25 protein-coding genes are annotated in these 25,446 nt (G+C 70.1%); 18 read left to right on the top strand and 7 right to left on the bottom strand.

Translation table 11 applies throughout. The annotated features are described in order from the left end of the window. Positions 1-121: 121 nt before the first annotated feature. The 7 genes from fliL to MFF55_RS01060 all read left to right on the top strand — a co-directional run bounded on the left by fliL (position 122) and on the right by MFF55_RS01060 (position 7,848). On the top strand, positions 122-628 hold the full coding sequence (gene fliL, locus MFF55_RS01090; protein WP_238242231.1) for a flagellar basal body-associated protein FliL: 507 nt from the start codon (positions 122-124) through the stop codon (positions 626-628). Positions 629-661: 33 nt separating this feature from the next. Further along, positions 662-1,876, top strand: coding sequence for a flagellar motor switch protein FliM (gene fliM, locus MFF55_RS01085; RefSeq protein ID WP_238242229.1), 1,215 nt, complete (start codon positions 662-664; stop codon positions 1,874-1,876). A gap of 8 nt (positions 1,877-1,884) precedes the next feature. Next, the gene (locus MFF55_RS01080; protein WP_238242228.1) at positions 1,885-2,418 is read left to right on the top strand and encodes a DUF6468 domain-containing protein; all 534 of its coding nucleotides are present in this window, start codon (positions 1,885-1,887) and stop codon (positions 2,416-2,418) included. Next, positions 2,415-3,212, top strand: a complete 798-nt coding sequence (locus MFF55_RS01075) for a MotE family protein (protein WP_238242227.1) — start codon at positions 2,415-2,417, stop codon at positions 3,210-3,212. Before MFF55_RS01080 ends, MFF55_RS01075 begins: the two co-directional genes overlap by 4 nt. Before the next feature lie 86 nt (positions 3,213-3,298). Further along, positions 3,299-3,964, top strand: coding sequence for an invasion associated locus B family protein (locus MFF55_RS01070; RefSeq protein WP_238242225.1), 666 nt, complete (start codon positions 3,299-3,301; stop codon positions 3,962-3,964). Positions 3,965-3,989: 25 nt separating this feature from the next. Continuing rightward, on the top strand, positions 3,990-4,358 hold the full coding sequence (locus tag MFF55_RS01065) for a hypothetical protein (RefSeq protein ID WP_238242224.1): 369 nt from the start codon (positions 3,990-3,992) through the stop codon (positions 4,356-4,358). A 118-nt stretch (positions 4,359-4,476) separates the two neighbouring features. Beyond that, a complete protein-coding gene (locus tag MFF55_RS01060; protein WP_373874686.1) occupies positions 4,477-7,848 on the top strand; it encodes a bacterial transcriptional activator domain-containing protein in 3,372 nt (1,123 codons plus the stop codon). A gap of 7 nt (positions 7,849-7,855) precedes the next feature. On the opposite strand, the gene fliP is transcribed toward MFF55_RS01060, so the two are convergent. Genes fliP through MFF55_RS01045 form a run of 3 tightly spaced genes read right to left on the bottom strand, consistent with a single transcriptional unit; the run spans position 7,856 to position 10,710 of the window. Beyond that, a complete protein-coding gene (fliP, locus tag MFF55_RS01055; RefSeq protein WP_238242222.1) occupies positions 7,856-8,611 on the bottom strand; it encodes a flagellar type III secretion system pore protein FliP in 756 nt (251 codons plus the stop codon). Between the two features lie 45 nt (positions 8,612-8,656). Next, a complete protein-coding gene (locus tag MFF55_RS01050; protein WP_238242216.1) occupies positions 8,657-9,382 on the bottom strand; it encodes an aspartate/glutamate racemase family protein in 726 nt (241 codons plus the stop codon). A gap of 35 nt (positions 9,383-9,417) precedes the next feature. Next, a complete protein-coding gene (locus MFF55_RS01045; protein WP_306421370.1) occupies positions 9,418-10,710 on the bottom strand; it encodes a hypothetical protein in 1,293 nt (430 codons plus the stop codon). 224 nt (positions 10,711-10,934) lie between these two features. On the opposite strand from MFF55_RS01045, the gene flgB reads away from it, so the two are divergent. The 8 genes from flgB (at position 10,935) to recA (ending at position 18,430) form a co-directional block, all read left to right on the top strand. Continuing rightward, positions 10,935-11,354 (top strand): flagellar basal body rod protein FlgB, encoded by a 420-nt coding sequence (gene flgB / locus MFF55_RS01040; RefSeq protein ID WP_238242212.1) that lies wholly within the window; start codon positions 10,935-10,937, stop codon positions 11,352-11,354. A gap of 28 nt (positions 11,355-11,382) precedes the next feature. After that, positions 11,383-11,793 carry a flagellar basal body rod protein FlgC gene (flgC, locus tag MFF55_RS01035; RefSeq protein ID WP_238242211.1) on the top strand — a complete coding sequence of 137 codons (411 nt, stop codon included), beginning with the start codon at positions 11,383-11,385 and terminating at the stop codon, positions 11,791-11,793. A 28-nt stretch (positions 11,794-11,821) separates the two neighbouring features. After that, entirely contained in the window at positions 11,822-12,139 is a 318-nt protein-coding gene (fliE, locus tag MFF55_RS01030) for a flagellar hook-basal body complex protein FliE (RefSeq protein WP_238242210.1), read from the top strand. Positions 12,140-12,290: 151 nt separating this feature from the next. Next, entirely contained in the window at positions 12,291-12,557 is a 267-nt protein-coding gene (gene fliQ, locus MFF55_RS01025; protein ID WP_238242207.1) for a flagellar biosynthesis protein FliQ, read from the top strand. A gap of 27 nt (positions 12,558-12,584) precedes the next feature. Beyond that, positions 12,585-13,349, top strand: coding sequence for a flagellar biosynthetic protein FliR (fliR, locus tag MFF55_RS01020; RefSeq protein ID WP_238242206.1), 765 nt, complete (start codon positions 12,585-12,587; stop codon positions 13,347-13,349). Between the two features lie 29 nt (positions 13,350-13,378). Further along, complete coding sequence (gene flhB, locus MFF55_RS01015; protein ID WP_238242204.1) at positions 13,379-14,446, top strand: flagellar biosynthesis protein FlhB; 1,068 nt, start codon at positions 13,379-13,381, stop codon at positions 14,444-14,446. 132 nt (positions 14,447-14,578) lie between these two features. After that, positions 14,579-17,230: a cell cycle histidine kinase CckA gene (gene cckA, locus MFF55_RS01010; RefSeq protein ID WP_238242197.1), complete on the top strand. Its 2,652-nt coding sequence runs from the start codon at positions 14,579-14,581 to the stop codon at positions 17,228-17,230. A gap of 108 nt (positions 17,231-17,338) precedes the next feature. Then, positions 17,339-18,430, top strand: coding sequence for a recombinase RecA (recA, locus tag MFF55_RS01005; protein WP_238242196.1), 1,092 nt, complete (start codon positions 17,339-17,341; stop codon positions 18,428-18,430). 146 nt (positions 18,431-18,576) lie between these two features. On the opposite strand, the gene MFF55_RS01000 is transcribed toward recA, so the two are convergent. The 3 genes from MFF55_RS01000 to MFF55_RS00990 form a co-directional block, all read right to left on the bottom strand. Continuing rightward, on the bottom strand, positions 18,577-18,912 hold the full coding sequence (locus tag MFF55_RS01000; protein ID WP_238242351.1) for a c-type cytochrome: 336 nt from the start codon (positions 18,910-18,912) through the stop codon (positions 18,577-18,579). A gap of 76 nt (positions 18,913-18,988) precedes the next feature. Then, positions 18,989-20,278: a PQQ-dependent sugar dehydrogenase gene (locus MFF55_RS00995; RefSeq protein ID WP_238242194.1), complete on the bottom strand. Its 1,290-nt coding sequence runs from the start codon at positions 20,276-20,278 to the stop codon at positions 18,989-18,991. Positions 20,279-20,380: 102 nt separating this feature from the next. Beyond that, the gene (locus MFF55_RS00990) at positions 20,381-20,797 is read right to left on the bottom strand and encodes an MAPEG family protein (protein ID WP_238242192.1); all 417 of its coding nucleotides are present in this window, start codon (positions 20,795-20,797) and stop codon (positions 20,381-20,383) included. Between the two features lie 210 nt (positions 20,798-21,007). On the opposite strand from MFF55_RS00990, the gene alaS reads away from it, so the two are divergent. Further along, the gene (gene alaS / locus MFF55_RS00985) at positions 21,008-23,689 is read left to right on the top strand and encodes an alanine--tRNA ligase (RefSeq protein ID WP_238242190.1); all 2,682 of its coding nucleotides are present in this window, start codon (positions 21,008-21,010) and stop codon (positions 23,687-23,689) included. A 56-nt stretch (positions 23,690-23,745) separates the two neighbouring features. On the opposite strand, the gene MFF55_RS00980 is transcribed toward alaS, so the two are convergent. Continuing rightward, positions 23,746-24,171: a DUF2147 domain-containing protein gene (locus MFF55_RS00980; RefSeq protein WP_238242189.1), complete on the bottom strand. Its 426-nt coding sequence runs from the start codon at positions 24,169-24,171 to the stop codon at positions 23,746-23,748. 230 nt (positions 24,172-24,401) lie between these two features. On the opposite strand from MFF55_RS00980, the gene rfbC reads away from it, so the two are divergent. Then, complete coding sequence (gene rfbC / locus MFF55_RS00975) at positions 24,402-24,956, top strand: dTDP-4-dehydrorhamnose 3,5-epimerase (protein ID WP_238242187.1); 555 nt, start codon at positions 24,402-24,404, stop codon at positions 24,954-24,956. Positions 24,957-24,966: 10 nt separating this feature from the next. Beyond that, positions 24,967-25,446 (top strand): dTDP-glucose 4,6-dehydratase (locus MFF55_RS00970; protein ID WP_238242184.1); only part of this gene is annotated, 480 nt, incomplete at its 3' end.

Here is a 25,446-nt window from a genome sequence, read left to right as displayed (position 1 = left end):
GACCCGGCAGCTTTTGCCGCCTTAACGACGCGTTAACCGTGACGCTCGATATCTCTCAACGAAGCCGTGTCTCACGACATGCTCGGCGGGATTTGGTCCCGGACCTTTGAGGGCGCGCAAGATGGCCAAGAAGCCGAAAAAGGCGCCCGCCGCCGAAGGCGAGGCGGCGGAGGGCGAAGCCCCGCAGGGCTCGAAGAAGAAGCTCATCATGATCGCCGGCGCGGTGCTGCTGCTCGCAGGCGGCGGTGGGGGCTACTTCATGATGAAGAAGAAGCCGGCCGCCGAGGCCGAGAAGGCCATGGCCGAGGTCAAGAAGCCCATCGTCTTCCTCGAAGTGCGGGAGATGATGGTCAACCTCGCCAACGAGCCCGGCCAGGACAAGACCCGCTTCGCCAAGATCAAGGTCGCCCTGGAGCTGAAGGACGCGAAGGTCGAGGGCGAGGTGAAGCCCCTGATGCCGCGCATCGAGGACACCTTCCAGGTCTACATGCGCGAGCTGCGCGCCAGCGACCTCGCGGGTTCGGCCGGCATGTACCGCCTGCGCGAGGAATTGCTGCGGCGGGTCAACGTGGCGATCCATCCGGCCCGCGCCGAGGCGGTGCTCTTCAAGGACGTGGTCGTCCAGTAGCCGGCCCACACGATCAGGACAGTACCGAGAGCCATGGCCGGACCCGACGAGATGGAAGAGGACGACTGGTCCGCCGCGCTGCTCGAGCAGGGCGACGGCGGCAGCGGCGATTCGCTCGCCGACGAATGGGGCGCGGCGCTCGCCGAGCAGGGCACGACCGCGGGCAGCAGCGACGTCGCCGCCGAATGGGCGACGATGATCGAGGACGGGGAGACCGACAATCTCCCGGAGCTCGCCGGCAACGACCGCATCCTGAACCAGGACGAGATCGACGGCGTCCTCGGCTTCTCGCTGCGCGAGCTCTCCGCCTCGGGGGCGGGCGGCGTCCGCGCCATCGTCGATTCCGGCGTCGTTCAGTACGAACGCCTGCCGATGCTCGAAATCGTCTTCGACCGGATGATCCGGTTGCTGTCGACGAGCCTGCGCAACTTCTTCCAGGACAACGTCGAGGTTACGCTCGACAACATCACCTCGGTTCGCTTCGGCGACTACCTCAACTCCATCCCCCTGCCGACGCTTCTCGGCGTCTTCCGGGCCGACGCCTGGGAAAATTCGGGCCTCGTCACCGTCGAATCGAACCTGGCCTACTCGACCCTGGACCTGCTCCTCGGCGGCAAGCGCGGCGGCTCGTCCTCGCGCCTGGACGGACGACCGTTCACGACGATCGAGATGCAGCTCGTGCGCCGCCTCGTCGAGATCATCCTCACCGACCTCGAACTCTCGTTCCAGCCGCTCTCGCCGGTCCGCTTCGGCATCGACCGGATCGAGACGAACCCGCGCTTCGCCACCATCACCCGCCCGGCCAACGCCGCCATCCTGATCAGCCTCAAGCTCGACATGGACGGCCGCGGCGGTCAGCTCCAGATCCTGTTTCCCTACGCTACGATCGAGCCCATCCGTGAATTGCTCATGCAGAGCTTCATGGGCGAGAAGCTCGGCCGCGATCACGTCTGGGAGAGCCACCTCGCCACCGAGATCTGGCAGGCGGACGCCAAGATGGACGCCGTGCTCCACGAGATGATGCTGCCCCTCAAGAAGGTGCTCTCGCTGAAGGTCGGCGACACCATCATGTTCGATTCGAAGCCCTCGGACCTGATCACGGTCCGCTGCGGCGACTGGGCGCTCACGCAGGGGCGGATCGGGCGGATCGACGACAACATCGCGGTTCAGCTGACCCGGCCCCTGCGGCGCTCGCGCACGACCTTCCAGGCCTTCGAGGCCTCCATGAACAACCGCAACGACGGGTGAGCCAAGCCATGAGCCTCCTCGTCACACTCCTCGCCGATGCCCTCGTCGCCGTGCTCCTCGTGGCGACGATCCTCTCCTCCCTGCGGCTCAGCCGACGCATCGCCAAGCTGAAGGGCGACGAGGCGGCGCTCCGGCAGACCATCGGCGACCTCGTCATCGCGACCTCCACCGCGGAACGCGCCATCGCCGGCCTGCGGGCAACGCTGGACGAATGCGACCGGACGCTGGGCGAGCGCCTCGGTACGGCCGAGCGCTACGCCGCCGACCTCTCCGGCCACATCGCGGCGGGCGAGGCGGTGATCGCGCGGATCGCCGCGATCGTCAGCCATGCTCAGCCCGGTCGGCCCGCCGCAGCGCCCGCCGAGAGGCCTGCGCCGGAACCCGTCGCCGGGCCTCGGCCGGTGCCGGTGCAGGCCTCCCCGCGCGAGCCTGAGCCTGCGCCCGCCGCGCCCTCCAACGGCGAGCGCCTCGGCGCTGCTGCCGCCGCGGCACGCGCCATGTCGGAGCGGGCCCTGGGCCGCCTGCGGAGCCGCGCCGCGTGAAGAAGCCCGGCACCTTCGCGTGGGTCCCGCAGGCCCGGCCATACAAGCTGCGCCTGATTGATGCCGTGACCCTCGCAGCGGTCGGCCTGCTCGTGCTCAAGCTCTCGGCGCTTGCCGTTGAGGACGTGCGCTCCGACCGGCCCGTGCCTGGCGGCCCTCTGCCGGACTTCGCCCGCGTCATCGCGAAGGCCCGCACCGGCTACGAGATCCCCGATCCCCTGACGACTGGCTCCGTCACCCCGAAGGAGAGCGAGAAGGCGCCCGAGGTCAAGCCGGAGGCGGAACCGAAGGCGTCCCTGTCGGCCGAGCCGATTTCGCCCACAGAGCGCGCGCTGCTGGAACGGCTCGCGTCGCGGCGCGACGCCCTCAAGCAGCGCAGCGAGGCCCTCGACCTCCGCGAGCAGGTGATCGGCACCGCGGAGCGCAAGCTGGAGGAGGGCGTCCAAGACCTCAAAAAGTCCGAGACCCAGGGCGGGGGCGGCAACGCGCAGCAGGCCGAGGCCGAGAAGGCCGCCCTGAAGAACATCGTGACCATGTACGAGACGATGAAGCCGAAGGACGCCGCCCGCGTCTTCGACCGGCTCGCCCTCGACGTGCTGGTGCCCATCGTCCTCGCGATGAACCCCCGCAAGATGGCGGAGGTCCTGGCCCTGATGCAGTCGGAGCCGGCCGAGCGCCTGACCGTGGCGCTGGCGAGCCGGGCTCGCGGCGGCGCCCAGCCCGCACCCGCCGTTGCCGGCCTTCCGCCGAACGAGCTGCCCGCGATCGACCCGGGCCCGCGGCCGGCGCGCTGACGGCGCGCCCGTCCCGACGCATTGCTTCGCCCCGCCCGTGCGGGTACGCGGCGGCCCGGCCCGTCGCGGAAGGTTGAGGACGCCGCATGCACCTGTCGAAGCCCCACGGCCTGCTCCTGGCGTTGATCGCCCTTGGCCTCGCCTTCGGACCCGGCGTCGCGCCGGTTCGCGCGCAGGAGGCGCCGGCCGAGGAGGCGCCCAAGGCCGAGCCCAAGCCAAAGCCTCAGCCGCGACCGAAGAAGCCCGCGCCGAAAGAGGCTGCCCCGGCTCCCGCGCCCGCACCGCCGGCCGCCGCGGCCATCTGGCCCGCCGGGGCGAGCACGGTGAGCGAGACCTATGCCGACTGGACCATGAACTGCAGCCGCGACGAGGCGCGCGCCGCCTGCGTCGTCATGCAGGCGCAGGGCAATGCGCGGAGCGGGCGCCGTGAATTCGCCCTTGAGCTCAAGACGCCCGTCGAGGGGCGCGCCGATGGCGTGATCCTGATGCCCTTCGGTTTCGACATCGAGCCCGGCGTGACCTTCAAGCTCGACGACGCGACTCTGGGCAAGGGCGCGCCCTACATGACCTGCTCGGCGGAAGGATGCCTCGTTCCGATCAGCCTTCCGACGCTCGCGACGGACACCATGATGACGGCCAAGACCCTCACGATCTTCGCCACGAAGCCCGACGCGAAGGAGCCGACGGCGATCACCGTCTCGCTCGGCGGGTTCGCGAGCGCCTTCGCGCGGGCGATCGCGCTCGGCCGATGAACAGCCTCGAAGGAGGGATCCCTTGGTGAAGCACACCCTTGCGGCGGCGCTCCTGCTCGCCTGCCTGACGCCGCTCGCGGCGCAGCCCGAGATCGACGCGCGGCCGCCCGACACCAAGGCGGAGCGCCAGAAGAACAACGCGGCCAAGCTCGCCGGCCTCGTCCGCTTCGTGAAGGAATCCTGCCCCGAGATGCAGCCCGACGAGGCGCGGCTCAAGGGCGTCGTCACCCGCCTCGGCGTCGACCCGTCCGACCTCGAACAGGGCGACCTTCTCCTGCGGGTGCGGGCCTATGCCGAGATCTACGGCAAGGACGTCCCCGTCAATTGCGCCAAGGCGGCGGAGAACTTCGGCGAGGCCGGGACGGTGATCCCCGGCCTCGTCGGCCGAAAGTGAGGGCCGGCGCCCGCCCATTAAGCGCCCGTTAGCCGCGATCGGGGAGAGTGCCCGGACTTGCGTGGCGTAGGGCGACGGTCTCGACGAGACTGTCCGCCTCCGGGTTTGGCGTTCTGCGATGGGACTGGGGGCCGTTATCGCGACACGACGAATCCGGCCCCTGGCCGGACTGTTCGTGACGTCGGTCATGGCGCTGGTCACGGCGGCCCTGCTCTGGGCCGCGCCGGCGAGCGCCGCGCGCCTCGCCTCGATCAAGGGCACGCAGGCCGACCGCTACGGGCGCATCGCGCTCACCTTCGACGCGCCAGTGTCCGTCACGGCCAAGGTCTCCGGCTCCGTGCTGATCGTGAGCTTCGGCGAGCGCAGCCCGTCCGGACCGGAACGGCTCGCCCTGGAGCTGCCGGACTACGTGTCCGTGGTCCGGCGCGATCCCGACGCGACCGGGATGCGCGTCGCGCTCGTCCGGCCCTTCCGAGTCAACGTGCAATCGGCCGCCGAGCACGTCTTCATCGACCTCCTGCCGGAGGGCTGGTCCGGCCTACCGCCCCCGCTGCCCTCGGAGATCGTGACCGAGATCGTCCGCCGGGCGCAGGTCGCCGAGGCGGCCATCCGCGCCGCCACGCCCCCGCCCGTGCCCCGGCGCGTCGCCCTCGACCTCTCGCAACTGCCGACCCTGACCCGCCTCAGCCTGCGCCTGCCGCCGGAGGCGACGCCGCGCTTCGAGCGCGTCGGCCCCGCAACGCGGCTCGTCCTGCCCGGTGCTTGGCGGATCGACGAGACCGACACCCGCGGCCGCACCAAGCCCGCGATCGAGGCCCTCGCCACGGAGACCGACGCGGATGGTGCCCGGCTGCTCGTGACGCCGGCGGCGGGCTACGAGGTGCGAACCTGGCGGGACGAGGAGGGGGCCACCCTCGACATCATCCGCCTGAAGCCGGCGACCGAGGCGAAGGCCGCCGAGAAAGGACCGGAGAAGGCACAGGCGGAACAGGCCGATGCGGCGGTGCCTGCTGCTTCCCCCGCAGCGCCGGCGAAACCAGCAGCCTCAGCGGTGCAGCCGATGCCGGCCAGCGAGCCGGCGCGCGTCATCGTCGAACGCCCCGCCGGCCCGGGTCTGGTCTTCCCCTTCCGCCGGCTGCCCGCCGCCGCCCTGTTCGAGCGGGCCGGCGTCGCGACGCTGGTCTTCGAGACGGCGGAACCCGTGAAGGCCCCGCCGGGCGATCCGGTCTTCCAGCCCGTCGGCGAACCGACCCGGACCGGCAACTTCCTCGCGCTGCGCTTCGTCGCGCCGCGCGACCGCCTTCTCGACCTGATCCCGACCGGTGATCCCGCCGCGCCGACGGGCTGGGAGCTCGTCGCGGGCGAGGGGCTTGCGGCCAGCGAGAGCCTGTCGGCAATCCGTCGCCCCGAAGCCGGCGGCCGGATCGGGATCGGCGTCGCCCTGCCCAATCCGGGCGGCGCGGCCTGGTTCGAGTTCGACGGCGCCCGCATCGCCGTGGTGACGGGCTACGGCCCGAAGCCCGCCGGCATCCCGAAGCGCCAGGCCTTCGTGGATTTCGAGCTGCTGCCCAGCCGCCAAGGCGTGGCCGTGCTCGCCCATGTCGACGACCTGCTGGTGCGGCCCGATGTCGAGGGCGTCGCGATCGGCCGGGAGGGCGGCATGGCCGTCTCCGGCGTGGCGCGCAATCCCGAGGTGCCTCTCGTCGCGGCCCGGGACCTCGCCATCGAGCGCGGCCCGTGGGACGCCGTGCGGCGCGGCGACGTGCGCGAGACCCTGCGCGAGCAGTTCCAGGCCGCCGTCGACGCGCCGCGCCTCGGGCGCGGGCCGCAACGCCTGACGCTCGCGCGGACCATGATCGCCAACGGGCACTGGAGCGAGGCGCTCGGCGTGCTCGCCGTCGCGGCCGCCGAGGATCCGGTGCTCGCAGGCAACCGCGACGTGGCGATCCTGCGCGGCGTCGCGCATGCGCGGATGGACCGCGACGCCGAGGCGCGCGCCGACCTCGCCACTGACGCGCTCCGCAGCGACCCCGAGGCGCGGCTCTGGCTCGCCCATCTCGATGCCAAGGCCGGCCGCTGGACTCCCGCGGACACCGCCTTCCGCGCGACCGCGGCGACCCTCGACCGCTACCCGGACGACCTGCAGGCGCTGCTGCGCACGAGTGCGGCGGAGGCCGCCATCGAGAGCGGCGACTGGGAATCCGCGACCCGGCAGATCACCGGGGCCACCGCGCGGGCCACCGAGACGCCGCTGCGCGAGCGGCTCGCCTTCCTGCGCGCCCGCATCGACGAGCTGAACGGCCAGACCGTCGCGGCGCTCGACGCCTATCGCCGGCTCGCCGACAGCCTGGACCGTCCCGTCGGCGCCGAGGCCACACTGCGCGCCGCCATCCTCGGGCAGGCGCTGGGCAAGACGCCGGTGGCCGATGCGCTCGAGAGCCTCGAGACTCTGCTGATGACCTGGCACGGCGGGCAGATCGAATCGAAGACCATCGCCGCGCTCGGGCAGCTCTACATCCAGGCGGGGCAGTGGCGGCAAGCGTTTCTCTCGGCGCGCCGGGCCAATGCCATCGCGCCGGAATCGACGGTCGCGCGCAATCTCCACGAGGCGGCGCAGACGCTGTTCGACGACCTGTTCCTCGGCGACCGCGGCGCCGCACTCTCCGGAGTGGCCGTGCTCGCGCTCTACTTCGACTTCAAGGATTTCGCCCCGATCGGTCGCCGCGGCGACGAGATCGTGCGGCGCCTCGCCGACCGCCTCGTAGAGCTCGACCTGCTCGATTCGGCGGCCGACCTGCTGCAGCACCAGGTCGACCACCGTCTCACCGGCGGCGCCCGGGCCGCCGTCGCCGCCAGGGTCGCGGCGATCCGGCTAATGGACGAGAAGCCGATGCTGGCCCTCAAGGTGCTGGACGCGACGCATCTTCCGGAATTGCCCGAGGATCTGCGCCGCGCCCGGGCGCTGCTGCGGGCGCGTGCCCTCTCCGATCTCTCCCGCACCGACCTGGCCCTCGAGACGATCGAGGGCGAGACCGACACCGACGCCCTGCGCCTGCGGGCCGATATCCTCTGGACGGGCCGGCGCTGGCGCGACGCCGGCGAGGCCCACGAGGCCCTCGTCGGCGAGGCCTGGCGCAGCCGCGCGCCGCTGGACGACGTCGCCCGCGCCGACATCATCCGCGCGGCCGTCGCCTACGGCCTCGCCGGCGAGGGGCTGGGGCAGGAGCGCCTGCGCGCGAAGTTCGCGGGGCCGATGGCCGAGAGCGCCGACGCCCGCACCTTCGCGCTCCTGACGCAGCCCAACGCTGCGCGGACGGCGGGCTTTCGCGAGATCGCCTCACGGGCGACGAGCGCCGAGACGCTGCAGGCCTTCCTGGCGGAATACCGCAAGCGCTATCCGGAGAGCGCGGTGCCGGAGCGGGGCCGCCGCGAGGCAGGGCCCGGCGACAGTGCCGCCAACGCCGAGGCACCCGCCGAGCCGCCGACCTGAGGCAGCTTCAGCTCCCGTAACTCTGGACCAGCGAGCCCGCGACCAGCGTCCAGCCATCGACGAGCACGAAGAAGATCAGCTTGAAGGGCAGCGCCACCGTCGCGGGCGGCACCATCATCATGCCCACCGCCATGAGGATCGAGGCCACGACGAGGTCGATGATCAGGAAGGGAATGAACAGGAGGAAGCCGATCTCGAAGGCACGGCGCAGCTCGGAGATCATGAAGGCCGGCGTGAGGATCTCGAGGCCGACCGCCTCGGGCCCGGCGGGCACCGGGGCCTTGGCCATGTCGAGGAAGAGCTTGAGGTCCTTCTCGCGCACGTTCTTCAGCATGAAGGTCTTGAAGGGCGCCGAGGCCCGCTCGAAGGCGACGGCCTGCGTGATCTGCCCGGCGATGAGCGGCTCGATGCCGTTGCGGTAGGCCTCCTTGCCCACGGGCGCCATCACGAAGGCCGTCAGGAACAGGGCCAGGCTGACGATGACGGCGTTCGGCGGGGCGGTCTGCGTGCCGAGCGCGGTGCGCAGGATCGAGAGCACCACGACGATCCGGGTGAAGGACGTCGCCATCACGAGGACGGAGGGCGCCAGCGCCAGGACGGTGATCAGCGCGACGAGCTGAAGGGCACGCTCGGTCACGCCGCCGGTGCCGAGATCGACGGAGACGCTCTGGGCCCAGGCTCCGCCGGAGCACAGGACGAGCGTCGCCCCTGCCAGCGGCAGGGAACGCGAGAGGCGGGAGATTCGTCGTTTCACGGGGACCATCGCGGCCGCAACCTGCGTCGGGTCCGCCGCCGGCGCAAGCGGCGTTCAGCCGCGCGCCAGCAGCCGTGCGAGGGAGGGCGCGAGACCGATGCTCTCGAGTGGAGGTGCCGTACCCCGGACTAGGCTTCCGCGCGCCGCGGCGAGGACGGCCCGCGTGCCCTCGGCGACGGAGCAGAGAACCGGCACCGGCACGGTCGGCTGGACGCGCTCGGCGAGGCCGGCCAGGGCCGCGCCTCCGAGGATGACGGCGTCGGCGCCGTCCCGCGTCGCGCATCGCGTGCAGGCCTCGGCAAGCCCCGCGAGGGCTGCCTCGGGATCGCGCGCGATGAGGTCGCCCGTCGGCGCGACGGTGCGCACGGAGGCGAGCCGATCGGAGAGGCCGAGCCAGGCGACGAACTCGGTCAGCATCGGTCCCCAAAGCGCGCCGCCCGTCACGATCGCGAAGCGCCCGCCCGCCTCGCAGGCCGCTTGGCACGAGGCCTCGGCCATGCCTACGACCGGCACGGGTGAGACTTCCCGCAGGGCGGCAAGCCCCGGATCGCCGAAGCAGGCGAGATAGACCGCATCACAGCCCGCCCCATTCTCGGCCAGCGCATCGAGGGCGGCATGACCGGCGATCGCGGCGGCGGCCCGGCTCGCGATGTAACGGGCGCCGAAGCGGCCGGTCACGGGCACGATCTCGGCCGTCTCGCCAGCGATCCGGCGGACGTGGCCCGCGACGAGATCCGTCACCGAGGCGGAGGTGTTCGGATTGATCAGCAGGATGCGCAACGCGTCCCCTCCGGCGACGAGTGCGGCCCCAAGGCTTACCCCTTCTTGTCGAGGGGGCGGCCGAGAAGCCGCGCGAACTCGGCCTCGATCTCCTCGACGGAGAAGGGATTCTGCGGCTGCGACTTCGGGCTCGGTTGCGGCGGAGCAGCGGAAACCTTCGGCGGCGGCTCCGGCAGGAACGGGGCCGGGGGCTGCGGTTCGGGTGCCGGCGGGGGAGGGGGCGCCAGTGAGGGCGGCGGCGTCTCCGGCTCGAACAGCCCGTCCTCGCCCGCGGACTCGCCCGCCGATGACATCGCCGCGGCGATCGGGTCGACCCGCGGCTCCGACTCCGGCTGCGGCGCCGGCTCCGCCGCTGGCGCCTCCTCCTCGGGCTCGGGGCTCACGACGGACGAAGGGAGCTCCATTGCGGGTTCAGTCGGGGGCGCAGTGGAGGCCACGGGCGTCGGGGGGCGGCGCAGGGCCTCTTCGAGCTGGCGCGCCATGTCCGAGAGGATCGCGGCATCGACGGCGCGCGAGGGCGCGGGGATGGGCGGAGGCTGCCGCATCATCGGCTGGCTCGCGACGGGCGCGGGCGCCGGCTCGGGCACGGGCGGGGGCGGCAGGGGCGGCTCCGGGGCCCGGGCGCGCTCCGAGGCCACGTCCGGCTTCGGGTTGACGAGGGCCGGCGTCGAGCGCGGCATCAGCCGCGCCGGCTGCGGCTCGGGGCGCCGCGGCGGGGCGGGCGGCTCGATGACGGGTTCGGGCTCGGCGTCGAGCTCGAGCACGGGCTCGTCCGGCTCCGGCCCGGCCGGCGGCATCTCCAGCGGGCGGGCGACCGTGGGCGGGGGCGTCACGGAGCCCGGCACGGGCGGGGGCACGACGACGGGCATCTCGAAGGCCGGCTCTCGCGCCGGCTCCCGGAAGGTCTCTTCCCTGCGCTGGGGCGGAACGAAGGCAGGCGCGGGAAACAGAGGCGGCGTGCGGGCAGGCTCGGCGGCGGGCGCCGGCTCGGCCCGGAGGTCCGGCTCCGCCGCGACCCGGGCATCGAGGCCGCGGCTGATGTTGCGCTCGACCACCACGTCGTTCGGGCCGCCGACCAGGAGCAGGTGCTCGACATTGTCCCGACGCAGCAGGATGAGCTGCCGCGCACGGTCGAGCTCGTACACGTCGACGATGCCGAGCCGGGGTTGGCGCCCGCGCTGCCCTGCCTTCGCGCTCACCGACAGGCCCCGGCGGGTCAGCTTCTGGATCACCAGCACGATCGCTGCGAGCAGCGTGACGATGACGGCAAAGATGATCGCGAATTGGAGAGTGGACGAGCCCTCCGAGCCGAAGAACGAGGACAACACAGCGATCTTTTGCTCCAAGGGGCAGGCGCCCAACACAACACGCCGGAGCCAATATCACGGCTGGCTTGGGCCCGGGCAATAACGTTAAGACTTCGTTAACAGCTATTCGCCTTCCGGGATGATGTGCCCGCGCGAGGAAAGGCTTAACCCGACATTAACCATGCAGGCGGCAGATTTTGCCCAGCGCGCCGGGTTCACCGACCGCGCGGGAAGGCTCCGCGCCGATGTCCGTCACCGACCTGCCCATCCTCGGCATGCTGCGCACCAAGATGCAGTGGCATCAGACGCGGCAGAAGCTCCTGGCGGAGAACGTCGCCAATGCCGACACGCCCGGCTTCAAGCCGCGCGACCTTGCGGCACCGCGGTTCGGCCGCGCCGCCGAGGCGCTCTCGCAGCCCGCGAGCGCCCTCGACGGGGGCGGGCTCGCCCGCACCAGCCCGGGCCATATCGCCGTCGGGGGCGGCGACGGGCCGGCCGCCGATCCGCGCCGCTTCAAGGGCTTCGAGGTCCGGCCGAGCGGCAACGGCGTGAACCTCGAGGAAGAGATGATGAAGGCCGGCGAGAACCAGGGCGACTACGCGCTCGCGGCCTCGCTCTACCAGAAGAGCCTCGAGACCCTGAAGATCGCGATCGGCAAGCGCTGAGCGCCGCTGACCCTTAGGAGACCGTGCCGTGGACTTCATCAAATCGATGCACATCGCGGCCTCGGGCCTCAAGGCCCAGTCGAGCCGCATGCGCGTGATCGCCGAGAACATCGCCAACGCCGATTCCGCCCCGGCGAGCGCCGGAGCCGAGCCCTACCGCCGCAAGATCCCGACCTTCAGCCAGCAGGTCGACCGCGAGACTGGCGCCAGCCTGATCGAGGCCGGCCGCGTTCGCCGGGACAACGCACCGTTCCGCACGAAGTACGATCCGGGCAACCCCGCCGCCAACGCCCGGGGCGAGGTGCGCATGCCCAACGTCAATTCGCTGATCGAGAACATGGACATGCGTGAGGCCCAGCGCTCCTACGAGGCGAACCTCAACATGGTCACCGCCACGCGCCGGATGATCTCGAAGACCCTCGAAATCCTCAAGGCCTGAGGCCTCCCGCAGCTGAAAGATCGAGCCCATGCCGACCAACGCCTTCGCGGCCGGGACCTACGCCGCGATCCAGAACATCGGCGTGCCGAAGGGCGGCATGCCCAAGGTCGCCTCCACCGGCGGCGCGGACGGCGGCTTCAGCCAGCTCCTGACCTCGGCCCTCGACAAGGTCGGCGATGCCGGCCGCAACGCCGACGCCCAGGCCCTCTCGGTGGCCGGTGGCAAGGCCAACGTGGTCGACGTCGTCACGGCCGTGGCCGAGAGCGAGACCGCGCTGCAGACCCTGGTGGCCGTGCGCGACCGCGTGATCTCGGCCTACGAGGAGATCATGCGGATGCAGATCTAGCGCGTCTCTTCTCCTCCTCGCGAGGAGAAGTTGGAGGTGGGGGTGGCTGGGTAACCCTGCCGCTCACCAGGCAGAACCACCCCACCCCGAACCCCACCCCACAAGGGGGAGGGGACGATTGAGATCGACGGACGCACGAGCAAAGAATCCAATGACAGGCCTTGCCATCCTCGACGTCGCCCGCGACGGGATCTTCGTCTTCCTCAAGGTCGCGGGGCCGCTGATGATGGTCGCGCTGATCGTCGGCCTCGTGGTCTCGCTGCTTCAGGCCCTGACCCAGATCCAGGAGCAGACCCTGATCTACGTTCCGAAGATCGTCGCGGTCTTCGCGGCCCTCCTCCTGATGCTGCCCTTCATGGGCGACGCGCTCGCCGGCTACATGACCCGCATCGCCGCCCGCATCGCATCGGGCGGGTGAGGGCTCCGGCCCGTGCTATGACAGCGCATGAATCTCCTCCTGCCCGGCATCGCGGCGGCCTTCCTGCTCACCTTCGCCCGGGTCGGCACGCTGATCATGCTGATGCCGGGCCTGGGCGAGCAGCTCATCTCGCCGCGCATCCGCCTCGCCTTCGCGCTGCTCGTCACGCTGATCCTGTTTCCGATGGTCCGGCCGCTGCTGCCGACGGAGGGCGGCGCCATCGCCGGACCGGCGCTGATCACGCTGCTCTTCGGCGAGATCCTGATCGGGCTGATGCTCGGCCTGACCGTGCGGATGGTGCTGGCCGCCCTGCAGACCGCCGGACTCATCCTCTCGCAGCAGCTCGGCCTCGGATACGCCATGACCGTCGACCCGACGATGGGGGGGCAGCAGGCGGCGCTCGGCAACTTCCTCACGCTGCTCGGCGTCACCCTCATCCTCGCCACCGACCTGCATCACCTCGCCCTCGAGGCGATCGGGCGCAGCTACATGCTGCTGCCGCCGAACGGGGTGCCGGGCATGGGCGAGGCCGCCACCCTGGCGCTGAAGGCGGTCGCGCGCGGCTTCGGGCTCGCGGTGCAGATCTCGGCGCCCTTCATCGCCTTCGGCATCCTGTTCAACATCGGGCTCGGCGTCATCTCGCGGTTGATGCCGCAGATGCAGGTGTTCTTCGTCGGCGTGCCGGCCTCCGTCATGATTGGAATGCTGATCCTGTTCGGCAGCCTCGGGATCATGATGGGGGTCTTTCTCGACGACATCGGCCGCTACCTTGTCCAGCTCACCGGGCGCTGACGCCCCGCGCGCAGAAGGGGATCTGAGCCTTGGCCGAAGGTGCAGAGCAGGAAGACAAGACAGAAGACCCGACCCCGCGGCGCATCGAAAAGGCGATCGAGCAGGGCAACGTCGCCAACAGCCCCGAGATCAACACCTTCTTCATCCTGGCGGCCTTTACGCTGGCGCTGCTGCTCGCGGCGGGACCGATCGCGCAGGCCCTCGTATTGAGCATGCGCGGCTTCCTGATGAACGCTCATGCCGTCCCCTCCGACGCGCACGCCTACGGCGCGATCGGCCTGCGCACGCTGATGATCTGCCTTCAGGCCCTCGCCGTGCCGGTCGGGCTCGTGGCGGTGGCCGGTCTCGCCGCCGGTCTGCTGCAGCACCCACTCGTCTTCACCACCGAGACCCTCGGACCGAAATGGGAGCGGGTCTCGCCGATGGCCGGCGCCAAGCGCATCTTCGGCATGGAGGCGCTGGTTCAGTTCGGCAAAGGGCTCGCCAAGCTCACCATCGTCGGCGTCGTCGCGGGCACCATCCTCTGGAGCGAGCGCGACCGTCTCGAGACCTTCGCACGGCTCGAGCCCGCCGCTGGATTGCAGGCGGTGCTGACCCTCGTGCTCAAGCTGATGGGCGGCGTCCTCGCCATCTTCGTGGTGATCGCGATGGCGGATGCCGTCTACCAGCGCTTCCGCTGGCACCAGCGCCTGCGCATGTCGAAGGAGGAGCTGAAGCAGGAGCATAAGGAGAGCGAGGGCAGCCCCGAGGTGAAGGGCCGCATGAAGCAGATCCGGGCCTCCCGCGTGCGAAAGCGTATGATGGCCGCGGTGCCCGAGGCGACCGTGATCGTCACGAACCCGACCCACTACGCGGTCGCCCTGCGCTACGAGCCCGGCATGGCGGCACCGATCTGCGTCGCCAAGGGCGTCGACTCCCTCGCCCTGCGCATCCGCGCGGTCGCGACCGAGCACGACGTGCCCATCATGGAGAACCCGCCGCTCGCCCGCGCGCTGCACGCCACCGTGGACATCGACGAGGAGATCCCGGCCGAGCATTACCGGGCGGTGGCGGAGGTGATCGGCTTCGTCCTGCGCCTCAAGCGCCGGGCCGCGTGATTGCGCGGAGCCGCAAGCCACGGTTTATGCACCTTTTTTCGCGAGACTTTTCGGTAAGCTCCGCAGGATACCCCCTTGCTGCCTCGGCAAGCGGAGCGCTAACCCGGAGCGTGAGAGAGTATTTGGCGCCGGATGGCTGAGTTGCGCGGACCGACGACGCCTGCAACGAGTTCGATCGACCGATCCGAGCGGCCCGGCCGCGTCGGCATGCTGCTGGTGCTGGCGGGGCTTCTCGTCGGCGCGGCGGTCGGTATCTCCTTCGTCGCTAGCGACCAGGCCCAGCCGCTCATCCTCGGGCTGCTCGCGCTTCTCGCCATGGCCGGCGTGTTCTTCCTGTTCGCGCTCGCCATCGGTGCGATCCAGCTCTCCGGCCAGGCCGGGCGGGACGACATCACCAAGGCCATCGTCGACGCGGCGCCGGAGGGCGGGATCGTCGTCGAGGACGGTGGCCGGCTCATCTACGCCAACGAGGCCTACCTGCGCATCGCCGGCGGGGACAGCTTCGCCAACCTCAAGCCGGTCGAGCGGATCTTCGTGGGCTCGCCGGAGGTCTCCGAGGCGATCTACCGCCTGGCGCAGGGCGCCCGCGACGGCCGCGCCCATGTCGAGGAGATCCGGATGGCGCCGCCCCCCGACGGGGCTGGGCGGGCCTTCGCCTGGTTCCGGATCGCGGTGCGCCCCGTCGACCGGCCTCGCAAGCCTGCGACCCTCTGGACGGTGGCCGACATCACCCACGAGCGCGAGCGCCAGGAGAACGTCTTCCAGGAGCTCCAGCACGCGATCGACTACCTCGACCACGCGCCGGCCGGCTTCCTCTCGATCGATCCGGCCGGCGCCATCGTCTACATGAACGCGACCCTGGCCTCCTGGCTCGGCTACGACCTTGCCACGGTCGGCTCTGGCGGGCTGCGGCTGGCCGACATCGCACCGGGTGCCGAGATGCTGGTCACGGCGGCCGGCCAGCCCGGGGAGGTCCGGACCGACCGCTTCGACATCGACCTGCGACGGCGCAACGGCCATCCGCTGCCCGCCCGGCTCTACCACCGCGTCGCCTTCGGGCAGGACAGCAAGCCGGGCCCCTCGCGGACCTTCGTGCTGAACCGCTCGGCCGGGGCCGAGAGCGACGAGCCGCAGCGGGCGGCGGAAGTGCGGCTCGCCCGCTTCCTCAACAACAGCCCGATCGCCATCGCGACGCTGGACCGGAACGGCCGCATCGGCCGGGCCAACGCCTCCTTCGCGCGGCTGTTCGGCGGGGTCCCACGCCAGTCGGTGCCGGACGCCGGAAGCGACGGCACAATCGAGCCGACGATGTGGGAGGCGCTGGCCGAGCGCGACCGTTCCGCCTTCGAGGCGGCGCTCGCCAAGGCGGTCAGCGGTCTCGCCGAGGTCCAGCCGATCGAGATCGCCGTGGCCGGTCCGGGCAACCGCTCGGCCCGGGTCTGGCTGAGCCCGGCCGGCACCGACGGGTCCGGCGCGGAGCCCAGCGGAGCCGAGGCGGACCGCGAGGGCATCATCCTCTACGCCCTCGATACGACCGCGCAGCGCCAGCTCGAGCAGCAGATCGCACAGACCCAGAAGATGGACACGGTCGGCCAACTCGCCGGCGGCATCGCCCACGACTTCAACAACGTCCTGCAGGCGATCATCGGCTATTCGGACCTGCTGCTCGCGAGCCACCGGCCGACCGATCCGGCGTTCCAGGACATCATGCAGATCAAGCAGAACGCGAACCGGGCCGCGAGCCTGGTGCGCCAGCTGCTCGCCTTCTCGCGCCGCCAGACCCTGCGGCCGGAGGTGATGAACGTGGGCGAGGCATTGGCCGACCTCACGCTGCTCCTGAAGCGGCTGCTCGGCGAGCGGGTCGACCTCGACCTCAAGCACGGTCGCGACGTCTGGCCGATCAAGGCGGACGTCAACCAGTTCGAGCAAGTCATCGTGAACCTCGCGGTGAACGCCCGCGATGCGATGCCTGAGGGCGGGCGCCTGCGCATCCGGACCGCCAACGTCGTGCAGGACACCCACGACAGACCGCCCGGCGCGCCCGCCGGGGACCATGTCCTCGTAGAGGTGCTCGACACCGGCGAGGGCATCCCGCCCGAGGTCATGGAGAAGATCTTCGAGCCGTTCTTCACCACCAAGGAGATCGGCAAGGGCACGGGGCTCGGCCTCTCGACGGTGTTCGGCATCGTCAAGCAGAGCGGCGGCACGATCGACGTGCAGTCGACGTTGGGGGAGGGCACCGCCTTCCGCATCTACCTGCCGCGCCACGTGCCGTCCGAGGTGACGGAGCCGGTGGTAGAAAGCCTGCCGGATGTCGGAACCGGGTCGGCCGAGGTGGTGGCGCTGTCCGCGCCGCGCGAGGCCGGCACGGCGCCGAGCAAGCCCACTCCGCGCAAGCCCGGAGCCGACCATACCGGCCAGGGCACCATCCTCCTCGTCGAGGACGAGGACCCAGTCCGGGCCGTGAACAGCCGGGCCCTCTCGGCTCGCGGCTACACGGTCTTGGAGGCGGCCTCCGGCGTCGAGGCCCTGCGCATCATTGCCGACGAGGGGCAGCCGATCGATCTCGTCGTCTCCGACGTCGTGATGCCGGAAATGGATGGGCCAACCCTCCTGATGCGCCTGCGCCAGCACCGGCCTGACCTGAAGGTGATCTTCGTGTCCGGCTACGCCGAGGACGCCTTCCGCAAGAACCTGCCCGAGGGCGAGGCCTTCAACTTTCTGCCCAAGCCCTTCAGCCTGAAGCAGCTCGTCGAGACGGTGAAGGAAATCATCGCACGGTGAGCGCTGATGTCGCCGCAGCCCTTGCGGGACGAGAACAAAAAGAGTACAAAATCGGTCTCGGCGCGAGATTGAGAACCGCGCCCGCCCCATGCATAAGGATGCCGCCGGATGGCTCAGCCCGCATTGAAAGTGGTGGAAAACCCGATGGTGGACAAAGACCGGGCGAAGGCGATCGACGCAGCCCTGTCCCAGATCGAGCGCGCCTTCGGCAAAGGCTCGATCATGCGGCTGGGCAAGAACGACAAGGTCGCGGAGGTCGAGACCGTCTCCACCGGTTCGCTCGGCCTCGACATCGCGCTCGGCGTCGGCGGCCTGCCGCGCGGCCGCGTCATCGAGATCTACGGTCCGGAATCCTCGGGCAAGACGACGCTCGCCCTGCACACCATCGCCGAGGCCCAGAAGAAGGGCGGCGTCTGCGCCTTCGTCGACGCGGAACACGCCCTCGACCCGATCTACGCGCGCAAGCTCGGCGTGAACCTCGACGACCTCCTGATCTCGCAGCCCGACACGGGTGAGCAGGCGCTGGAGATCACCGACACTCTCGTCCGCTCCGGCGCCATCGACGTGCTCGTGGTCGATTCGGTGGCGGCCCTGACGCCGCGGGCCGAGATCGAGGGCGAGATGGGCGACAGCCAGCCCGGCCTTCAGGCCCGGCTGATGAGCCAGGCCCTGCGCAAGCTCACGGGCTCGATCTCGCGCTCGAAGTGCATGGTCATCTTCATCAACCAGATCCGGATGAAGATCGGCGTGATGTACGGCAGCCCCGAGACCACGACGGGCGGCAACGCCCTGAAGTTCTACGCCTCGGTGCGTCTCGACATCCGCCGCATCTCGACCCTCAAGGATCGCGACGAGGCCATCGGCAATCAGGTCCGCGTCAAGGTCGTCAAGAACAAGGTCGCGCCGCCCTTCAAGCAGGTCGAGTTCGACATCATGTTCGGCGAGGGCATCTCTAAGGTCGGCGAGCTGATCGACCTCGGCGTCAAAGCCGGCATCGTCGAGAAGTCCGGCGCCTGGTTCTCGCATGCGAGTCAGCGGCTCGGTCAGGGCCGCGAGAACTCGAAGGGCTTCCTGCGCGACAACCCGGACATCGCGATGAAGATCGAGGCCTCGATCCGCCAGAATTCCGGCCTCGTCGCCGAGAAGATCCTGGAGAACGCCACGCCGACCGACGACGACCTCGACGAGGGCGAAGCCTGACGCACGGCTCCCGGTGAGTCAGGCTCATCGGGACGGATTTAACGGACGAAACGAAGACCGTCGGGCATCGCGCCCGGCGGTTTTTGTCATCTTGTGCCGTATCGGAGTGACCGCCTCGATGATGAAGAGGGCGATCTGGTACGGCACTACCCCGGCGGCATAACTTCGATCTGGATCGATGCGTAGTATGCCGCCAGATTGGCGATATCCGCGTCGCTCAAGGGCTTGGCCACCACGTTCATGACCTCGTTCCTGCGGGTGCCGTCGCGATACTCGCCGAGCGCCTTCGCAAGATAGATCTCGACTTGGCCAGCGAGGTTGGGGGCTTCGGGAAGCTTCGACAGGCCGTCCATCCCATGGCAGGTCTGGCAGGCACTGGCCGCCTTACGGCCCGCCTTCGCGTCCCCCGCCTCGGCGGCGGAGACGAAGCTCACGCCTAGGGCGAGAGCCAGGATCGTTCGCGCAAGGGAATCACGGGCCATCAGGGTCTCGCGATCTTGGATCGCGCGAAGAACGGGGGCGATCGTCTCGGCCGCCCCCATCCTGCGCTGAAGGGGATCATTTCGCCTCATAGGAAATGCGATAGATCGCGCCGGCGGTGTCGTCGGACACGAGGAGCGACCCGTCGAGGAGCAGGGCGACGTCCGTCGGACGGCCGAGATACTCGCCGTCGCCCGTCAGCCAGCCCTCCGCGAACGGCGTCGGCGTGCCCGCCTTACCGTCCTTGTCGACGGGTACGTACATCACCCGCGCGCCGATCGGCTGGGTGCGGTTCCACGAGCCGTGCTCGGCGATGAAGATGCCGCCGCGATAGGAGGCCGGAAACATCTTGCCCGTGTAGAACACCATGCCGAGGTCGGCCGCGTGCGGCGGCAGCTCGGCCTGCGGCAAGACCGCATCCTTGGGCGGCGTCTCGTCCTTGTAGTCCACCGTGCGTACGGCTCCGCCCCCGAACCAGGGGAATCCGAACGTCTCGCCGGCCTTGACCGAGCGGTTGAGCTCGCCCGGCGGCGTGTCGTCGCCCATGCCGTCGACCTGATTGTCCGTGAACCATAGGGACTTGTCGGCGGGGCTGAAATCCATGCCGACGGAATTGCGGATTCCCGTGGCGTAGACCTCGCGGTTCTTGCCGTCGGCATCCATGCGGACGATGCCGCCGATACCGGTCTTCTCGTAGAGCGCGCGCTTGGCGGCTGGAGGCACGTTGTAGGGCTGCCCCAGCGAGATGTAGGTCTTCCCATCCGGCCCGACGCGGCAGACCCGCGCCGTGTGGTTGTAGCTCTCCTCGGAGGTTGGGATCAGCTCGCCCTGCTTCACGAGGATGCCGGCCGCCACATCGGGGCTCTCGTAGAAGAACTCGGCGGCCGGGAACGACAGCACCCGGTTCTGCTCGACAATCGTGAGGACGCCGTCCTTCGAGAAGCAAACCCCGTTGGGGATCTTGAAGTCGATGCCCGGCGCGAAGGCGCGGACCTCGTCGGCGACCCGGTCCTTGTCGCGGTCCGTCACCGTGAAGACCTTGGTCTTTCGGGTGCCCACGAACAGCACGCCGGCATTGGGCCCGACGGCGATGGAGCGGGCATCCGGCACGATGGCGTACAGGTCGATCCGGAAGCCCTCGGGCAGCTTGATCTTGGCGAGCGTCCGGCGGAGCGCGTCGGCGCGCCGGCCGGTCTGCGGAATCTCCGGCGCCTCGACGGTGCCGGTGCTCTGCATCCCCGTGAGCTTCTCGAGGGAATCGGCCTTCGCCTTCGTCTCGGCGGGCGCCGCTCCCTGGCCGTAAGCGCCGAACGTTGTCGCACAGACGGCAATGCCGGCCAGCAGCGTGGCGGATAAAACCGATCGCATCGAGGTCTCCCGGGTATCCGCCACTCTCGTCGGGGCGGTTGAACACCGACGATATGCGGTTGCAAACGGAGCCGGCAAGTGCGGCAGGCCCAGTGACGTCGCTCAGGTGCCGTAGGGCAGGATCTTGATGAAGAGGCCCCACATGACGAGCAGGATGCCGACGATCGAGACGACCCAGACGATCGAGCGGATATGGGGCACGCCGAAGCCGAAGACGGGCAGGTAGACGACCCGCGACCAGAGATACAGGTGCGCGCCGAGCACCACCGCTGTGTTGTGTCGCCCGATCGCCGCGCAGGCGAGAACGAGTGCGGCGAAGATCGGAAAGGTCTCGAAGAAGTTCTTCGAGGCCTTCTCCAGACGGGCGGCGACCCCGGTCACCTGCGGGGTCTCACCCTCGCGGTTGCCCGCGGCCCAGGCGAAACCGCCGCGCTGCTGCAATCCGCTCGCGGAGGCCGCGATGATGTGGACGAGGCCGAGCAGGCAGGCCCAGGCGAGAAGGCGGATTTCGATGGGCATCACGCGGGTATCCCTGAATCGGTCGTGGGCAGGACGCGCGGTGTCCTAGCGCGGCCGTTCCGCAAAGCGAAGTGGGCGACTCGGCCCGTGACTCGGCCCGTGACTTGGCCGTGTCAGGTCCGTAAGAGTGCGCGGGCACGAAGAGGGGTCGCGCCCGGTGCCATCGGGAGTGGCGCGCGACCGGCCCCGAACCACCACAGAGTTTTTGCGATGAGCGGCGTCAACGAGATCCGGTCGACCTTCCTCGACTACTTCGCACGGGGCGGCCACACGGTGCTGCCCTCCTCGCCGCTCGTGCCGCGCAACGATCCGACGCTGATGTTCACAAATGCCGGCATGGTGCCGTTCAAGAACGTCTTCACCGGCATCGAGAAGCGGCCCTACAGCCGGGCGACGACGGCGCAGAAATGCGTCCGAGCGGGCGGCAAGCACAACGATCTCGACAATGTCGGCTACACCGCCCGCCACCACACCTTCTTCGAGATGCTGGGGAATTTCTCCTTCGGCGATTACTTCAAGCCCCAGGCGATCGAGCTCGCCTGGACGCTGATCACGCGGGAATTCGGCCTGAGCAAGGACCGCCTGCTCGTCACCGTCTATGCCGACGACGACGAGGCGGCCGACCTCTGGCGGAAGATCGCGGGGTTCTCCGACGACAAGATCATCCGGATCGGCACCTCCGACAACTTCTGGCAGATGGGCGACACCGGCCCCTGCGGGCCCTGCTCCGAGATCTTCATCGACCAGGGGCCCTCGCTGCGCGGCGGTCCGCCCGGCAGCCCCGACGAGGATGGCGACCGCTTCCTCGAGTTCTGGAACCTCGTCTTCATGCAGTACGAGCAGGTCGAGCCGGGCAACCGCCTCGCCCTGCCGCATCCCTCGATCGATACCGGCATGGGCTTGGAGCGCATAGCCGCGATCCTCCAGGGCGTCACGAGCAACTACGAGACCGACCTGTTCCGCGCCCTGATCGACGCCGTGTCGCACGCCGTGGGACGTCCGCCCGAGCCCGGCAACGTCGCCTCCTATCGGGTCATCGCCGACCACCTGCGCGCTTCGGCCTTCCTGGTGGCCGACGGCGTATTGCCCGGCAACGAGGGTCGCGGCTACGTGCTGCGCCGGATCATGCGCCGCGCCATGCGCCACGCCGAGCTCCTCGGTTCGCGCGAGCCCGTCATGTTCCGCCTCGTGCCCACCCTCGTGCGCGAGATGGGCGCGGCCTACCCCGAGCTGATCCGCGCGGAAGGATTGATCGCCGAGACCCTGCGCCTCGAGGAGACGCGCTTCCGCCGCACCCTGGAGCGCGGCCTCGCCATCCTCGACGCGGAGAGCCGCGACCTCGGCCCCGGCCAGAACCTGTCCGGCGAGACCGCCTTCACCCTCTACGACACCTACGGCTTCCCCCTCGACCTGACGCAGGACGCCCTCAAGGCCCGCGGCATCGGCGTCGACACCGACGCCTTCGGCCAGGCGATGGAGCGCCAGCGCAAGGCGGCCCGGGCCGCCTGGTCCGGCTCCGGCGAGGCGGCGACCGAGACGGTCTGGTACGGCATCCGTGAGCGCGTCGGGGCGACCGAGTTCCTCGGCTACGAGACCGAGACCGCCGAGGGGATCGTGACGGCCCTCCTGCGGGATGGGGCCGAGGTTCCTGCCCTGGAGGCCGGCGAGACCGGGCTTGCGATCCTCAACCAGACGCCCTTCTACGGCGAATCCGGCGGCCAGGTGGGCGATACCGGCCGGCTCGCCGCGGGCGGGTGCAAAGTGCGCGTGACCGCGACCGAGAAGAAGCTCGGCGATGTCCTCGTCCACCACGTCACTGTGGAGGAGGGACGCCTCGGCACGGGGCAAGCGGCGGAGCTCGTCGTCGACCCAACCCGTCGTCGCGCGATCCGTGCCAACCACTCGGCGACGCACCTTCTGCACGAGGCTCTGCGCCAGGTGCTCGGCGATCACGTCGCGCAGAAGGGGTCGCTGGTCTCTCCCGAGCGCCTGCGCTTCGATTTCAGCCACCCGAAGCCCATGGAGCCGGCCGAGATCCGCGCCGTCGAGGACATCGCCAACGCCGTTCTGCTCCAGAACGAGGCTATCGTCACCAAGCTGATGGGCGTGGAGGAGGCCAAGGAATCCGGCGCCCGCGCCCTGTTCGGCGAGAAGTACGGCGACGAAGTCCGCGTCGTGTCGATGGGCCGGCCGATCGATGACGTCGCCTCGCCCAGCGGGGGCCGCCCCAACGCCTTCTCGGTGGAACTCTGCGGCGGCACGCATGCAGCCCGCACCGGCGACATCGGCGTCATCTCCGTTATCGCCGAGAGCGCTGTCGGCGCCGGCGTGCGCCGGATCGAGGCGATGACCGCGGATGCCGCCCGCCACCACATGGCGGAGGAGAGCCGGGCCCTCGGCGCGGTCGCAGGCCTCCTGAAGGCGCCGATCACGAACGTGCCGGATCGCCTGGCCGCCCTCCTGGAGGAGCGCCGGCGCCTGGAGCGGGACCTCGCCGAAGCGCGCAAGAAGCTGGCGTTGGGCGGAGGCTCCGCGTCGGGCGACGACGGCATCCGTGAGGTCGGCGGCGTCAAACTGATGGCGCGGGTGGTCGAAGGTGTCGAGATGCGCGACCTCAAGAGCCTCGCCGATGCCGGCAAGGCGCAGCTCGCATCGGGGATCGTGGCTTTCGTCGGCATCGGTACCGATGGCAAGGCCGGGCTCGTGGTCGGCGTTACGGCGGACCTGACCGAGCGCCACGACGCGGTTGCCCTGGTTCGCGCCGGCGCCGAGCACCTCGGCGGAAAGGGCGGAGGCGGCCGCCGCGACATGGCTCAGGCCGGAGGCCCGAACGGCGCCGGTGCAGAGGCTGCACTCGCCGCGGTCGCGGAGGCTGTCGGATCAGGGGGATGAGGCGGGCGCGGAGTGCCTGTGCACGGACGCCCGCGCCTTCGACCGGATGTCGGGTGTCAGTTCACGCGCTTCCAGGTCTGCCGCTTGCAGAACACGCTCATCACGCAGCCCGCGACCTCGACCGTGCCGGGCCCTTTGACCTTGAGGGTGCCGGAATAGGTCTTGCCGTCCTTCGGATTGTAGAGGGTGCCCTCGTAACCGTCGGAACCGGCCGACGAGGCATTGACGATCTGCACGCCCACCAGGCTGCGCGAGCGCTTCGAGGCGTCGGGATTGTTCACGTCGACGCCTGCGCCCGATGTGCTGACGATGGTGCCGCAATAGCCGCCGCCGCAGCGCGAGAGCCGGACCTTGGAATCCCCAGTCTCGGTGAGCCAGACCCCGCTCGCGTCGCCGGTCTGCGCCAGCGCGCTGCCGCCGAGAACGAGGCCAGCCAGGAGGGTTCCGGCGAGGCCGAGGCGCGCACGATGTCCGAAATTCATTTCTTCCCTCCCATCCGCGTCCCGATCGGACGTCGTTCACATATGAACTAACCTGCCCGTTTGCGGGGGGCAAGGCATGCCGCAGCATGCCCGAACCATGTCCTTCGCCCGCGGTGAAGAGGGGCTGAACGCCCGCGCCCGTCGGGGGGGGCGCAAGGCTTGACATCCAGCACCAGGGCTTGCCTACGACGCGCCAAGACTTTGATGCGGCGGACGCAAGGGATCGACCGATGCAGGTGATCGAGACGGCGATACCGGCGGTGCGTCGGGTGGCTCCCATCCGCCACGGCGATGCGCGGGGCTGGTTCTGCGAGACCTATCGGGCAGACCTGCTGGCGCAGGCGGGCATCGCCGACGTTTTCGTGCAGGACAACCAGTCCTTCTCCGCGCCGGTCGGGACGCTGCGGGGCCTGCACTTCCAGACCCCGCCCTTCGCGCAGGGTAAGCTCGTGCGGGTGATCCAGGGCGCGATCCTCGACGTGGCGGTGGATCTGCGCCGGGCCTCATCGAGCTACGGCCGGCACGTGGCCGTGCGGCTCGATGCCGAGGAGGGTCATCAGCTCTACATTCCGTCGGGCTTCGCGCACGGCTTCTGCACGCTCACCCCCGACACGATGGTGGCCTACAAGGTGTCCGGCGGGCTGTACAATCCGGCCCATGACGGGGCCATCGCCTTCGACGACCCGGACCTTGCCATCGCGTGGCCGGTCACGCGCGAGACCGCGAGCCTCTCCGGCAAGGATGCCGCCGCAGGCGCTTTCGCGACCTTCGACAGCCCCTTCTAGAGGACAGCCGATGCGGATTTTGGTGACGGGTGGGTGCGGCTTCATCGGTTCGGCGCTGGTGCTGCACCTCGTGCACGATCTCGGGCACGAGGTCGCCACGCTGGACGCACTCACCTACGCGGCCAACCCGGTCTCGCTTTCCAGCCTGGAGGGCGATCCCCGCCACCGCCTGGTGCAGGCCGACATCTGCGACGCGCCCGCCGTCCACGCGCTCTTCGCGGACTTCCAGCCCCAGGCCGTGATGCACCTGGCCGCCGAGAGCCATGTCGACCGCTCGATCACCGATCCGGGTGCGTTCGTGCGCACCAACGTCATCGGCACCCAGGTCATGCTCGACGGCGCCCGCACGCACTACGAGGGCTTGGGCAGCGCCGACAAGGAGGCGTTCCGCTTCCTCCACGTCTCGACGGACGAGGTCTACGGCTCGCTGCCGCCCGAGGCCTTCTTCACGGAGGCGAGCCGCTACGACCCGCGCTCGCCCTACTCGGCC

This window comes from Methylobacterium iners (assembly GCF_022179305.1).
In the GTDB taxonomy this organism is placed as follows: Bacteria; Pseudomonadota; Alphaproteobacteria; order Rhizobiales; family Beijerinckiaceae; genus Methylobacterium; species Methylobacterium iners.
The sequence above is the reverse complement of the archived record's forward strand: the minus strand, read 5'-3'. Positions and strand labels throughout refer to the sequence as shown.